The organism is Streptomyces sp. H39-C1, assembly GCF_027158125.1.
In the GTDB taxonomy this organism is placed as follows: domain Bacteria; phylum Actinomycetota; class Actinomycetes; order Streptomycetales; family Streptomycetaceae; genus Actinacidiphila; species Actinacidiphila fildesensis.
Genome location: NZ_JAPVLS010000003.1, coordinates 147,671 through 160,717, shown reverse-complemented (window position 1 = coordinate 160,717; position 13,047 = coordinate 147,671). Strand labels below are relative to the sequence as shown.

General features: G+C 69.4%; 12 protein-coding genes and 2 pseudogenes. 4 read left to right on the top strand and 10 right to left on the bottom strand.

The features are described from left to right. Positions 1 to 27: 27 nt before the first annotated feature. The 3 genes and pseudogenes from O3W51_RS03575 (at position 28) to O3W51_RS03565 (ending at position 2,341) form a co-directional block, all read left to right on the top strand. Positions 28 to 971: pseudogene (locus O3W51_RS03575) on the top strand (LysR family transcriptional regulator). A 257-nt stretch (positions 972 to 1,228) separates the two neighbouring features. Further along, a complete protein-coding gene (locus O3W51_RS03570; RefSeq protein ID WP_269283709.1) occupies positions 1,229 to 1,942 on the top strand; it encodes an SDR family NAD(P)-dependent oxidoreductase in 714 nt (237 codons plus the stop codon). 27 nt (positions 1,943 to 1,969) lie between these two features. Then, entirely contained in the window at positions 1,970 to 2,341 is a 372-nt protein-coding gene (locus O3W51_RS03565; protein WP_138354619.1) for a YybH family protein, read from the top strand. Between the two features lie 52 nt (positions 2,342 to 2,393). Here O3W51_RS03565 and O3W51_RS03560 read toward each other — a convergent pair whose 3' ends face one another. The 5 genes and pseudogenes from O3W51_RS03560 to O3W51_RS03540 all read right to left on the bottom strand — a co-directional run. After that, the gene (locus tag O3W51_RS03560; protein WP_269283706.1) at positions 2,394 to 2,801 is read right to left on the bottom strand and encodes a VOC family protein; all 408 of its coding nucleotides are present in this window, start codon (positions 2,799 to 2,801) and stop codon (positions 2,394 to 2,396) included. Between the two features lie 10 nt (positions 2,802 to 2,811). Then, positions 2,812 to 3,255 (bottom strand): helix-turn-helix transcriptional regulator, encoded by a 444-nt coding sequence (locus O3W51_RS03555; RefSeq protein ID WP_138354621.1) that lies wholly within the window; start codon positions 3,253 to 3,255, stop codon positions 2,812 to 2,814. 43 nt (positions 3,256 to 3,298) lie between these two features. Continuing rightward, positions 3,299 to 5,683: an excinuclease ABC subunit UvrA gene (locus tag O3W51_RS03550; protein WP_269283701.1), complete on the bottom strand. Its 2,385-nt coding sequence runs from the start codon at positions 5,681 to 5,683 to the stop codon at positions 3,299 to 3,301. Positions 5,684 to 5,817: 134 nt separating this feature from the next. Then, positions 5,818 to 6,174 carry a VOC family protein gene (locus O3W51_RS03545; protein WP_269283699.1) on the bottom strand — a complete coding sequence of 119 codons (357 nt, stop codon included), beginning with the start codon at positions 6,172 to 6,174 and terminating at the stop codon, positions 5,818 to 5,820. Between the two features lie 168 nt (positions 6,175 to 6,342). Further along, positions 6,343 to 6,897 (bottom strand): annotated as a pseudogene (locus tag O3W51_RS03540) (alpha/beta fold hydrolase); the annotation flags it as partial. Between the two features lie 216 nt (positions 6,898 to 7,113). Here O3W51_RS03540 and O3W51_RS03535 point away from each other — a divergent pair. Beyond that, positions 7,114 to 7,929 carry an alpha/beta fold hydrolase gene (locus O3W51_RS03535; protein ID WP_269283696.1) on the top strand — a complete coding sequence of 272 codons (816 nt, stop codon included), beginning with the start codon at positions 7,114 to 7,116 and terminating at the stop codon, positions 7,927 to 7,929. Between the two features lie 94 nt (positions 7,930 to 8,023). On the opposite strand, the gene O3W51_RS03530 is transcribed toward O3W51_RS03535, so the two are convergent. The 5 genes from O3W51_RS03530 to O3W51_RS03510 all read right to left on the bottom strand — a co-directional run bounded on the left by O3W51_RS03530 (position 8,024) and on the right by O3W51_RS03510 (position 12,968). Then, positions 8,024 to 9,883 (bottom strand): M1 family metallopeptidase, encoded by a 1,860-nt coding sequence (locus O3W51_RS03530; protein WP_269283691.1) that lies wholly within the window; start codon positions 9,881 to 9,883, stop codon positions 8,024 to 8,026. 317 nt (positions 9,884 to 10,200) lie between these two features. Continuing rightward, positions 10,201 to 11,412, bottom strand: coding sequence for a PP2C family protein-serine/threonine phosphatase (locus tag O3W51_RS03525; RefSeq protein ID WP_138354626.1), 1,212 nt, complete (start codon positions 11,410 to 11,412; stop codon positions 10,201 to 10,203). Positions 11,413 to 11,557: 145 nt separating this feature from the next. Then, the gene (locus O3W51_RS03520) at positions 11,558 to 12,415 is read right to left on the bottom strand and encodes a class I SAM-dependent methyltransferase (protein WP_138354627.1); all 858 of its coding nucleotides are present in this window, start codon (positions 12,413 to 12,415) and stop codon (positions 11,558 to 11,560) included. Between the two features lie 27 nt (positions 12,416 to 12,442). Further along, positions 12,443 to 12,787, bottom strand: a complete 345-nt coding sequence (locus tag O3W51_RS03515) for a VOC family protein (protein ID WP_198357709.1) — start codon at positions 12,785 to 12,787, stop codon at positions 12,443 to 12,445. A gap of 1 nt (position 12,788) precedes the next feature. Next, positions 12,789 to 12,968: a CopG family transcriptional regulator gene (locus tag O3W51_RS03510; RefSeq protein WP_269283685.1), complete on the bottom strand. Its 180-nt coding sequence runs from the start codon at positions 12,966 to 12,968 to the stop codon at positions 12,789 to 12,791. Positions 12,969 to 13,047: the final 79 nt, after the last annotated feature.

Genomic DNA, 13,047 nt, shown 5'->3' with positions numbered 1-13,047 from the left:
GGAGGCCTGGACTCCCACCGGCGTAGCATGACGGGCATGGAGCTGCGCCAATTGCGGTACTTCCTAGCGTTCGCCGAGGAGCTGAACTTCGGCCGGGCCGCCGAGCGTCTGCTGATCGCCGGCCCCTCCCTGTCGCAGCAGATCAAGACCCTCGAACGGGACCTGGGGGTGCGGCTGTTCGACCGCGACCGCCGCTCGGTGTCCCTCACCCCGGCCGGTTCGGCCCTGCTCCCGCACACCCGCGCCCTGCTGGAACGCGCGCCACGGACCTCCAGCGGCGCGCAGGTCAGCTGTCCGGCTCCGAACCGGTACGGCTCGGCTACGTCAACTGGCTCCCGCCCGATCTGACCGGCCGTGCCGCCGCGGTGGCCCAGCTCCACATCGACGCGTGGATCGCGCCGTCGCACACCCAGGCCGCCCGGGTCGCCGACGGCAGTCTGGATCTCGCGGTGTGCTGGGTGCGAACCGATGACCTCGAACAACGTGGCCTGAGCGCCCGGCTCATCGGCGCCGACCGGCTCTACGCCGTCGCAACCGGTGACGACACGAGCACCGTGGACGCCCGTGACACCGTCGTCCTCCTCGACGACGACATGACCGCCTGGTGGTCCTGGAACATCTATGCCGAGCTACTGGCCCGGGACACCGGGGCCCGTGCGGTGCGCATCTCCGACGGCGGCATCACCGGGCCCGCGTTCTTCGACCACGTCCGCCGCAGCGGCCGTCCGGTCATCAACTGCCCCAAGGGCCAGACCACCGCGCTGCCGCCCGACCTGGTCCAACGCCCGGTCGTCACCCCGGAGATCTACTGGACCTGGTCCCTGGTCCGGCGCGAGCGCGAGGACCGCCCCGCGGTTCTCGCCCTCATCGACGCCCTCTGCGACGGCGTGGGCGACCTCGGCATCCGCACCGAGGACGCCTGGCTGCCCGAGGGAGACCCGCACCGGCATCAGGGCGTGTTGCGAAAGTAGCGCCGTTCGCCCCGTGGGCCAGGCGGGACTTTCGCAACACGCCCTAGTCGCGCCTCTGAGCGCCTCGGCTTCGCGGGAGCTGTCCCTCCTGACATGCGCTGGAAGGCTGCGCCTATCAGGAGGGAGAAAACCGGTCCTGGCCTGGGCCGCGTGGACCTTTGACTCCTTCTCGCCGACCCACCTACGCTCCAAATAGTCGACCGGTCGGCTAGTACGATCGGGTCGAGGAATCCCACCTCATCGCGGAGAAGGTCATCATGAGCACGCACGACCAGAAGGTCGCAGTCATCACCGGCGCCTCGCCGGGCATCGGTGCCGGACTCGTCGACGCCTACCGCAAGCTCGGCTACGCCGTCGTCGCCACCTCGCGCACGATCGCTCCCTCCACCGACGCTGGCATTTTGAGCGTCCAGGGCGACATCGCCGACACCGCCACCGCAGAACGCGTCATCGCCGCCGGTGTCGAGCGGTTCGGCCGCATCGACACCCTCGTCAACAACGCCGGGCTGTTCACGGCCAAGCCCTTCACCGAATACACCCAGGAGGACTACGCCGCCGTGACCGGTGTGAACCTCGTCGGCTTCTTCCGCATCACCCAGCTGGCCGTCGAGCACATGCTCGTCCAGGGAAGCGGCCACATCGTCAACATCACCACCAGCCTGGTCGACAACGCCGACGCCAACGTGCCTTCCGTGCTCGCCTCGCTGACCAAGGGCGGCCTGCAGTCCGCCACCAAGTCCCTCGCCATCGAGTACGCGACGCGCAACATCCGTGCCAACGCCGTCTCACCGGGCACCATCAGGACCTCCATGCACCCGGAGGAGTCCTATGCGGGCCTCGCCGCGCTGCAGCCGGTCGGCCGGCTGGGCGAGCCGGGCGACATCGTCGACGCGGTGATCTACTTGGAGAACGCCCCGTTCGTCACCGGCGAGATCCTCCACGTCGACGGCGGCGTCAGCGCCGGCCACTGACTCGCTTCCCTCGAGAGGAGAGCCCTGATGAACAGCACGACAGAGAGTGAAGCGATCCTGCGCGGCGTCCTCGACCGGTGGAAGGACGCCGTCGACCGGCACGAACCGCAGCAGGTCGCCGCCCAGTTCACCGACGACGCGATCTTCCAGGGGCTGCACCCCTACAGCGTCGGAAGGCCGGGCATCGCCGACTACTACGAGTCCCAGCCCATCGGGATGACGGCCGCCTACCGGATTCTTGAGAGCAGACACCCCGCCGACGACCTCGTCCTCGGTTACCTGAGTGTCGACTTCGCGTTCACCGACCGGGCCACCATCAGCGTCAACCTCGGTGTCCTGGTGAAGCGCTCGGAGGAGGGCTGGCTCATCAGCCACTACCAGGTCTCCCGGCTCGACTAGGACCTGTCCGCTTCCTCTGCGGGCCGTGTCATGGCGGAGATGGCCGGACGGCTCAGCGAATCTCGTTGATGCGGATCAGGTTGCCCGCAGGATCACGGATCGCGCAGTCGCGCACGCCGTACGGCTGCTCGGTGGGCTCCTGGATGATCTCGGCGCCGGCCTGCAGCCGCTCGAAGGTGGCGTCGAGGTCGGGGGTGGCCAGCGTGATGATGGCGTAGGTGCCCTTGGTCATCATCTCGGTGATGGTGCGCCGCTCGTCGTCGGTGATGCCCGGGTCGGCGGCCGGTGGGTGCAGCACGATGGACGTACCGGGCTGGCCGACCGGGCCGACCGTGATCCAGCGCATCCCGGAGTATCCGACATCGTTGCGGACCTCGAAGCCGAGGAGGTCGCGATAGAACGCCAGGGACGCGTCCGGGTCGTCGTGCGGGAGGAAGCTCGAGTGAATCGTGATGTCCATGGCAGTCACGCTAGCTGCGGTCCGCGGAGCCCGCTTCCCGATTCCGGATGGGCCGGGTCACCTGCTTCACCACGCACGACGGCATCCCCGCCGTCGCGCGCGCCGCATCGCGCCGGTAGGTGCTGGGCGGCACACCGACCAACTCGGTGAACCGCGTGCTGAAGGTGCCCAGCGACGAGCAGCCGACCGCGAAACAGACCTCGGTGACACTGAGGTCGCCCCGCCGCAGCAGCGCCATCGCCCGCTCGATACGCCGCGTCATCAGATAGGAGTAGGGAGACTCGCCGTAGGCGAGCCGGAACTCGCGGCTGAGGTGCCCGGCCGACAGGTTCACGCCGCGGGCGAGCGCCAGGACGTCCAGCGGCTGCGCGTACTCGCGGTCGATCCGGTCACGGACGCGGCGCAGCAGCGCGAGGTCGCGCAGCCGCTGCGCCGCGGTGGGTCTGCTGGTCACATGAACGATCGTGCCACAGACCACGTGTCCGCGAGGGCCCCGGTCAGGCCCCGATGTACGCCGCGAGGTGCTCGCCGGTGAGGGTGGAGCGGGCGGCCACGAGGTCGGCCGGTGTGCCCTCGAAGACGATCCGGCCGCCGTCGTGCCCGGCGCCCGGGCCGAGGTCGACGATCCAGTCGGCGTGCGCCATGACCGCCTGGTGGTGCTCGACGACGATGACCGACTTACCGGAGTCGACGAGACGGTCGAGCAGGCCGAGCAGCTGCTCCACGTCGGCGAGGTGCAGGCCGGTGGTCGGCTCGTCGAGGACGTAGACACCACCCTTCTCCGCCATGTGGGTGGCCAGCTTGAGCCGCTGCCGCTCGCCGCCGGACAGCGTGGTGAGCGGCTGCCCCAGGCTGAGATAGCCCAGCCCGACATCGGAGAGCCGGTCGAGGATCCGGTGCGCGGCGGGGGTGTGCGCCTCGCCGGAGCCGAAGAACTCCTCGGCCTCGGTCACCGGCATCGCCAGCACCTCGCTGATGTCGCGGCCGCCGAGGTGGTACTCGAGCACCGACGCCTGGTACCGCTTGCCCTCGCACTCCTCACAGGTGGTGGCGACACCGGCCATCATCGCCAGGTCGGTGTAGATGACACCGGCACCGTTGCAGCCGGGGCAGGCGCCCTCGGAGTTGGCGCTGAACAGGGCCGGCTTCACGCCGTTGGCCTTGGCGAACGCCGAGCGGATCGGGTCGAGCAGCCCGGTGTACGTCGCCGGATTGCTGCGTCGCGAGCCGCGGATCGCGCCCTGGCCGATCGCCACCACACCCTCACCGGCCGGGATCGACCCGTGCACGAGCGAGCTCTTGCCGGAGCCGGCGACGCCGGTGACGACGACCAGCACCCCGAGCGGGATGTCGACGTCGACCTTCCGCAGGTTGTTCGCCGTCGCGCCGCGGATCTCCAGCGTGCCGGTGGGCTTCCGCACCGACTCCCGGAGGGCGGCCCGGTCGTCGAAATGCCGGCCGGTGATGGTGCCGCTGGTGCGCAGCCCCTCGACGGTGCCCTCGAAGCAGACGGTGCCGCCCGCCGTACCGGCGCCGGGGCCGAGGTCGACGACGTGGTCGGCGACCACGATCGTCTCCGGCTTGTGCTCCACGACGAGCACCGTGTTGCCCTTGTCCCGCAGCCGCAGCAGCAGGTCGTTCATCCGCTGGATGTCATGGGGGTGCAGGCCCGCGGTGGGCTCGTCGAAGACGTACGTGGTGTCGGTGAGCGAGGAGCCGAGGTGGCGGATCATCTTGACGCGCTGCGCCTCGCCGCCCGACAGGGTGCCCGCCGGCCGGTCGAGCGCGAGATAGCCGAGGCCGATCTCCACGAACGAGTCGAGGGTCTGCCCCAGCGCGGTGAGCAGCGGCGCCACCGACGGCTCCTTGAGGCCGCGGACCCATTCGGCCAGGTCGCTGATCTGCATCGCGCAGGCGTCGGCGATGCTGATCCGCTTGATCTTCGACGACCGGGCCCCTTCGCTCAGCCGGGTGCCGTCGCACTCGGGGCAGACGGTGAACGTGACCGCCCGGTCCACGAACGCCCGGATGTGCGGTTGCAGCGCTTCCTTGTCCTTGGACAGGAACGACTTCTGGATCTTGGGGATCAGCCCCTCGTAGGTGAGGTTGACGCCCTCGACCTTCACCTTGATCGGCTCCCGGTAGAGGAAGTCCTGCATCTCCTTCTTGGTGAACTTGCGGATCGGCTTGTTCGGGTCGAGGAGGCCCGACTCGGCATAGACCCGCACGGTCCAGAAGCTGTCGGACTTCCAGCCGGGGATGGTGAACGCGCCCTCGGCGATCGACTTGGAGTCGTCGTAGAGCTGGGTCAGGTCGATGTCGGAGACGCTGCCCCGGCCCTCGCAGCGGGTACACATGCCGCCGGTGCGGTTGAAGGTTGCCTTCACGGCCTTCTTGGCACCGCGCTCGACGGTGATGGCACCGCTGGCCCGGACCGAGGGGACGTTGAAGGCGTACGCGCTGGGCGGGCCGATGTGCGGCTTCCCGAGCCGGCTGAAGAGGATGCGCAGCATCGCGTTGGCGTCGGTGGCGGTGCCGACGGTGGAACGGGGGTCGGCCCCCATCCGCTGCTGGTCGACGATGATCGCGGTGGTCAGCCCGTCGAGGACGTCGACCTCCGGCCGTGCCAGCGTCGGCATGAAGCCCTGTACGAAGGCGCTGTAGGTCTCGTTGATCAGCCGCTGCGACTCCGCGGCGATCGTGTTGAACACCAGCGAGCTCTTGCCCGAGCCGGAGACACCGGTGAACACCGTCAGCCGGCGCTTCGGGATCTCGATGCTGACGTCCTTGAGGTTGTTCACGCGCGCACCGTGCACGCGGATCAGGTCGTGGCTGTCGGCGACGTGCGGCGCAGGCGACTGCTTGTCCGTCCTCTTGGCCATGCTGTTCGTGTCTCCATCTGTGAGGCGGGCCGCTCTCGCGGTCTCCGTCGGCGTCGCCTGGCTCGATCCGACCAGCCCGGCCGGGGGCGCAAGTACCCAAGTATCCACGCCCCCGTGGCTCGTGGAGCCGGAACTCAGCTGTCCTGGAGCAGCCCGAGGACGTTGCCGTCGGGGTCGGTGAAGGTGGCCACGAGGCGGCCGCCACCGACGTCGTGCGCGGCCTCCTTCACGGTGGCACCCGCGGCGGTCACCTCGGCCAGCTTCGCCTCGATGTCCTCCACGTGCCAGTAGGACACCGGTGCGGTCGCGGCCTGCGGCCCGCCGCCCGGCACGAGACCGATGTGCTGGCCCGCCGCCTCGAAGCCGACGTAGTAGGGCGCGTCGGAGGTCGGCTCCACACCGAGCAGCGCGGCGTAGACCGCCTTGGCCTTCGCCAGGTCGGACACGGGGTGCAGCACGGTCTTGATTCCCTGAGTGGAAGAGTCGGTCATCGTCGCTCCTGAAGCCGTGGGTCACAGTGACCCGGGATGTGTCGGGCAAGGGGGACGGACGGGAAGCCCCGGCATCGCCCTTGACCGTCACCCTAGGTGGCCTCGTTGACCGGCGCTTCTCGATTCCTGATCGGTCCGGTCAGCCTGTTTCGTCACGCCCCGGGGGCTTCAGACGGGGAGGGCGGCGAGCCAGTCGGTCAGGAGCCGGTTGATCTCGGCGGGGCGCTCCTGCTGGATCCAGTGGCCGCAGTCGTCGAGGATGTGCGAGGAGAGCAGGCCGGGCAGCGTGGTGGGATACGCCTTGATCGCCTCGCTCATCCAGGTGGTGGAGGCGTCCAGGCCGCCTCCGGCGAACAGCGACGGCTGGGTGATGGGCGCGCCGTCGAAGGAGGCGAGGTCCTTCCAGTCCCGGTCCATGTTCCGGTAGCGGTTGAGCGCTCCCGTCATGCCGGTCCGCTCGAATTCCCCCGCGTACACGTCGAGGTCCCGCTCGCTGAGCCAGCCGGGCCGCGATCCGGCCGGAAACCGGTCTCGGAGCGTCCCACCGGGGTGGACGAAGTGCGGGTCCGGCGCGTCGGGCGCGGGCATGGTGTCGGCGGACATGGCGGCGTAGAAGCCGGTGAGCCAGCCGCGCACGTCGGGCTCGATCTCGGCTTCGGCACGCCCGGCCTGCTGGAAGTAGGAGACGTAGAACTCCTCGCTCCCACCCATCTGCGCGAAGATTGCGTCACCAGCATGCCGAGAACGGCGCGGCCGAAGCGAGGGTTGTTGCCACTTCGGCAAATCGACGTTCGGGTGTGTGCCTCCGGGCGCGTCAGCCGCTGGTCAGTTGATCAGTTCCTCGCCTCGCGAACTGATGACCTCAACGGAGCCCCGGCGACACGCCGTGTCCGGGGCAGATGATGGCCCGGCCCTGGCGGGGGCCTCAGGCTGTGCCACATGAGCACGCAGAGTGGGCACGCGGGTTGGGACATCAGGAGGGCCGGCCCGGATGAGGCCGAGCACCGGCTGCTCCTGCTCCCAAGTGGGTTGTGCACCACGGAGTTCTACGCGGATGTGATGGCGGACCCCGGGATGGCGGAGGCCGGCCTCGGCATGGTCGCGGTGACGCTGCCGGGGTTCGGGCGCACCCCGCCGCCGAAGGACCTCGCGATGGAGAACTACGCGCGGCTGATGGGGGAGTTCGCCGCCGAGGCCGGCTGTGATGTGCTGGTCGGACACAGCCTGGGGGCGAACGTGGCCATCGAGATGGTGGCGGCCGGGGTGTTCGCCGGGCCGGTGGTGCTGCTGTCACCGACGTTCTCCAGCGGCGACGAGGCGACGTTCATCCGGATGATGGATCGGCTGGGCCGGGTGCCGGGGGTGCGGACGCTGCTGTGGGCCGCGATGGTGAAGCTGCTGCCGAGGGCGATGAAGAGCGAGTTCGCCCCGGACCGTGCGGAGGCATTGGCGGCCGCCATGGGCAGGAACGATCCGGGCTTCTGCCGTCGGATCGTGCGGAGCTATTTCGCGTACCTGGACCGGCACGGGTCCCTGGTGGCCCGTCTGTGCGACTCAGGGGCGTCGGCGTGGGTCGTACGAGGTGACCGCGACGACATCGGGCTCACGGACGAGGAGCTCCGGGGGCTTCGAGCCTGCCCCCGGATCACGATGGTCACGGTGCCGGACGCGGGGCACATGGCGCTGGTGGAACAGCCCGCGCGTATCGCCGAGGTGATCGTCGAGGCGGCCGGGGCGGCCCCGGGACGGCGGTGATCCCGCTGTCACGGTGCGGTGAGGTGGGTGTCGAGGTGGCCGGGTCGCCGCGGGGACGCCTGGGTGGCGCCCGCCGCGGCGAACCGATGTCAGGTCAGCCGTCGATGCGGTGCTGGGTCCAGAACGAGGTCAGGTCCGTGGCGGTGGCCGCCTGGGCGGCCGCCTTGAACTCGGCCGTGGTCGAGACGCCGTACCAGTGCGACGTGGCGTAGTCCTTGAGGAGCTTGCTCATGACGCTGTCGCCGAGGGTGCGCCGCAGGTCGTGCAGGGCGCACTTGCCGTAGCCGTAGACGACGGTGGAGTACCGGGACGAATGGGCGTCCCAGTAGGCCATCGAGTTGGTGATCTTCTCCGCCGTCGAGGCCCAGGAGACGCTGTTCCAGCAGTTCGTGCCGGTCAGGTTCTGTGCCAGGTCGGTGGCGTAGTCGGTGAACGCCTCATCCAGCCAGGGGCTGTTGTACTCGTCGTCGCCGACGATGCCGTAGAACCACTGGTGGCCGATCTCGTGGGTGAGCGCGGTGGTGCTGACCAGGTCGAGGACGAACCCGGGGTACTCCATGCCGCCGAACCAGAAGTTGTTGTCGATCACCGCGTCCAGCTCGCCGTACGGGTAGGCGCCGAACCGGCCCGCGTGGGCGTCCACGGCGTTCTTCGCGGTGGTGAGCATCGACTGCGAGTTGGCCGAGCTGATGCCGGAGACGGAGTAGATGTTGATCGGGGTGCCGGCGGCGGAGGTGCCGGAGATCTTGCTGAACGGGCCCGCCGCCCAGGCGAAGTCACGGACCTTGGACGCGGTCGCCGTGGTGATAGTGCGCCCGCTCGAACCGGGGGTGTCGACCGAGGCGCCGGTGGCCGGTGCCAGCAGGGTGCTCGGGTGGTCCAGGGTCACCTTGAAGTCCGCGGCCAGCGAGTAGAACGACTCCCCGTTGTTGGTGTACGGGTCCAGGTGCCAGCCGGCTCCGTCCTTGACCGCGAGTACGGGCAGGGCGTTGCCGATCATGTTGAAGGCACCGTCGTGCCCGAAACGGTCGGCGCCGCTGGGCACGGTGATGCCCAGGTCGAAGCCGATCGTGGCGGTCTGACCCTGGGTCAGGGGCGCCGGCAGGTCGATCTTGAGGGCCGTGCAGGCCACCGAGAGCGCGCCGGCGGTGCCACCGGTGACGTTGCTGACCGTGATCGGCATGGCGGAGCAGGTGCCGTGGTAGTTGTCCCACAGCCTCAGGTACGCCTCGCTCAACGCAGTGGAGGAGGCGTTGGTGAAGGTCGCGCTCTCGTGACCGGTCCAGACGGTGCCGCTCGTGTTGCTGCTCAGGCTGACGGTGTACGAGGGCGAGGCCGGGGTGCGGGTGGAGTCCGCGGGCGGGGTGGTGCCGCCGGAGGTGTCGAGGGCGACGTCGTCGACGACGAAGCTCGTCTGGAGGCTGGAGTCCTCCGTGCCGGTGAAGGCGACGCTCACGGTCTGGCCCGCGAACGCCGACACGTCGAAGGACTTCTGCGCGTAGCCGGTGTTCTTGTCGAGGTTCGAGTACGTCGCCAGCGTCGTGGTGCCGATCTTCGCCGTCAGCTTGTCGTACTTGGTGGACGAGGTCGTCTCGGCGGTGTCGATGTGCAGCCAGAAGGTGAGGGTGGCGGTGCTGCATCCGGCAGGGATCGTGACGCTCTGGGAGAGGGTGTCGGTGTGTGTACTGCCGACACCGTTCAGCCAGGCGAAGTGGGTGCCGCCGTGGGCGGTCTCGCCGGCGCGGTTGGTGATCACGCTGGTCTGCGACTGGGTCCAGGGCGAAGTACCGCTTTCGAAGCCGCCGTTGGTGACCACCTGGGCCGGAGTGCAGGCGGCGGCCGGCTGAGCCGTGGGCGGCGCGGCGGCTGCCGGCGTGGCGGGGAACGAAGCGGCGGCCAACGCGGCGACGGCGAATGCGGTCGCGGTGAGGGCCTTGTGGGGGGAGGGTCTCACACGAAACTCCTTTGAGGCGGCCGGGATTCCGGCCTGCTCGGTGGCCGCCCGGCCGGCTTGGGTTCGCCGGAGGGAAGCCGCGGGCTGTGCGCAGAGCTTGCACCATCGCTGAGATGGGATTGCGGCTGTCACCTCTGGGGTCAGGACGACAACTGCGGGAATCTTGGCAGATGTGACCGGAGCATGCCATCAGGCGTAGGTAAAGTGTTGGTGCTCCCGACGCGTCTCGGCCGTCTTCTTGGCGCCCGGTTACGGGTTCCGGCCGCGTCCCCGCGTCCCCGTGTCCCCGCTGCGCCGGTGGAACGGACGAACTCGGCCTAGCTCACCGGAGGCTGGGACTGGGGCTGGGGCCGACGTGTCTCGCCGGGATGCAGCCTGGAGAAGCCGTTGATGCTTCCGGGGGCGAAGTGGGGGTGGTGGGACGCGGTGTGTTCGATGACCAGGATGGCCGCGTCGTCGAGGGGGTTACCGCCGACGTGGCTGAGCAGATCGCGATGGATGCGGTCCAACAGTGCGTCGGGGCTGCCGGCGGGGAAGGAGGCGACGCGTTCGGCGAGCGGATAGAACGCTCCGGCCGGTGAGCGGGCCTCGATCACCCCGTCGGTGTACAGGACGAGGATGTCGCCGGCCTCGAAGGTCAAGGGGTCGGTGGGGTGGACCGGGACCGGCGGTTCGCACATGCCCAGCGGGGGTGCTGAGTGGCGGGCGTACATCGCGGTGACCTGCCCGCCGTGCAGCAGCAGCGGCGGGGGATGCCCGCAGTTGATCATCTCGCCCTGCGGTCCTTCGTCGGGGATCTCCAGGACCAGGCAGGTGATGAAGTGCTCGCCGGGATCGTGCTCGGTGTCCGCGACGTCGTCCACGTTGCGGTACACGCTGTCCTCGAGGACGGCCACCAGCTCGGGCAGGGTGCCGTAGCGGTGGGCTCCCTCACGGAAGGCACCGAGCACCAGTGACGCCTCACCGATGGCGGCCAGACCGCTGCCTCGGACATCGCCGATCACCACCCGGGTCGCGGCATGTCCGGCGCGGGCGACGGCGAACAGGTCGCCCCCGATCTCCGTCTCCTCCTCGGCGGACAGATACAGCCACGCGATCCGCAAGGGCCCGACCCGGCGTGGCGGGGGCCGCAGGAGAACCCGCTGCGCTGTCTCCGCCACCGAGCGCGCCTGGACCAGCGCACGTTCCTGCCGCTCGCGAATGTGGCGGAGGAAGACCACCAGGGTGGAAAGGGCCGTCAGGGCGATGAGCTGGGCGATGTGGTTCGTAGTGGTCAGTCCGCCGTGGAACACGGCGATGACGATCTGAGCGGCCACCGCGAGGACCCCGGCCACCGCGGTGAGCCGGGCCCCGGCCAGGGAGGCGGTGAGGGCGGGGGCGATCACCAGCAGCGGGCCCAGATGGACTTCCGTCGGAGCCTGGAGGTCCACCACGGTGATCACGAAGATCAGCGCGAGTGGAATCGCCACCAGGCAGCGGCTCCATGGCTCCACCAGCAGGCGGTTCCCCGACCAGTGCCGGACACCCATGCATCCATTATCGGTGGCCCTCGGATCGGCGCATGGGGACTGCCTCGGCCGTCCGGGACCGGACCGCCTGAGGCACCTGGGACCGGGCTCCGGCCCCGGCTCCGGCCCCGGCCCCGGCTGAGAAGGGTAAGGGTCAGGGGCCGGGTCAGGTGGTCGCCACCAGCAGCTCCTCCCCGCTCGACGTGTGAAGGCCGTCTTCCCGGCCGGCGAAGTACCGCTGGTTGAGCTGGGACGCCGACACGTGCCGGGCTTCGGTGAATCCGGAGTCATGGGCCAGCGCCAGCATTTCCTGCGGCGCGTAGAAGCTGAGGAACGGCGTCCCGGCAGCTCTGGCCCCGTTCACCGCAACCTGGAGTCCTGGGCGGTTCTCCTCTTCGAGGAGCTCCAGGGGCAGTTGGAACGTCATGGCCAGCGTGGAGCCCGGGGCGAGCGACGCGAGCCGGCGCAGCGTGGCCGCGTTCGCCTCCTTCGTCAGGTACAGGGCGACTCCGGTGGAGGCGACCACCGCGGGTTGGTCCGGGTCGAATCCGGCGGCTGTCAGCCGGTCCCACCATGACCCGCCCGCCTCGAAGTCGAACGGCACGAGTCGCAGCCAGTCCGGGACGCCGAAGCCGAGCTCGGTCAGACGTCGGCGCTTCCAGGCCTGGGGCTCGGGCCGGTCGACCTCGAACACCCGCAAGCGGGAGGCTATCTCCGGCCGGCGCTGGGCGAAGGTGTCCAGGCCGGCACCCAGGACGATGTACTGCCCGACGCCGTTGCCGGCCTGCTCGACGACCAGATCCTCGATGAAGCGGGCCCGGGCCACGATCGACGCCCGGAACCAGCTGGTCGCGTCGGCGTCCATGTCCCCGCGGTGGCGCCACCCGTCTCCGGGGTCGGCCAACTGCAGGCCGATCTCGTCCTCCAGGACATGAGGCGGCGGATCGACCTGGACGTGCAGGGCCCGCCACAAAGCCACCCGCACTGCCGTGCTGTCCGGCGCCGCCGTCTGTTCGTCAGCCATGACGCACTCCCGCTCCGTGTCCCATGATCACTGCTGGGCCGGGGCCTGGAGGCTCCACAGGCGCCCGTCGGGGTCGCGGACGGTCATCTCCCTGGTCCCGAAGTGGGTGTCCTCGAACGGGGTGACCACCTCGACACCGGGGGCGGGCTGGAACGCCTCCGCGTCGGGCACCTTCAGCACGAGCCGCGTCTCGGGCTCCTTGTCCTGGGGGACCTCGGCGATGAACAGGTAGGGACCGTCGCCGTTGCGCAGCTGGCCGGAGTTGTGATCCGTCTCGAAGTCCAACTCGTAGCCCAGTTCCTGGAAGAACTTCGCCGACCTGCCCCAGTTGTGGGTCTCGATGAACACGGCTTCGATGCCTTCGGTCGTCATGTCAGCTCTCCTTGTCGGGCGGTCGCTCTTGCCGTGGATCGGGGCCATCGAGGTAGGCGCGCAGTGCCTCGGCCACCAGCGCCGACAGCGACAGCTCCGACTCGATGGCGCGGTGCTTGACCTGCTTGATCAACCCGATGGGCAGGTACACGTTGAACTGCTTCACATCCTTGTCTCCCACATGAGTATGCTAGCAAGCTAGGTCACTGAATTGCCAGCACCGCCGATACGAGACATCCCGGAACCGCGCCCGTGCGGTT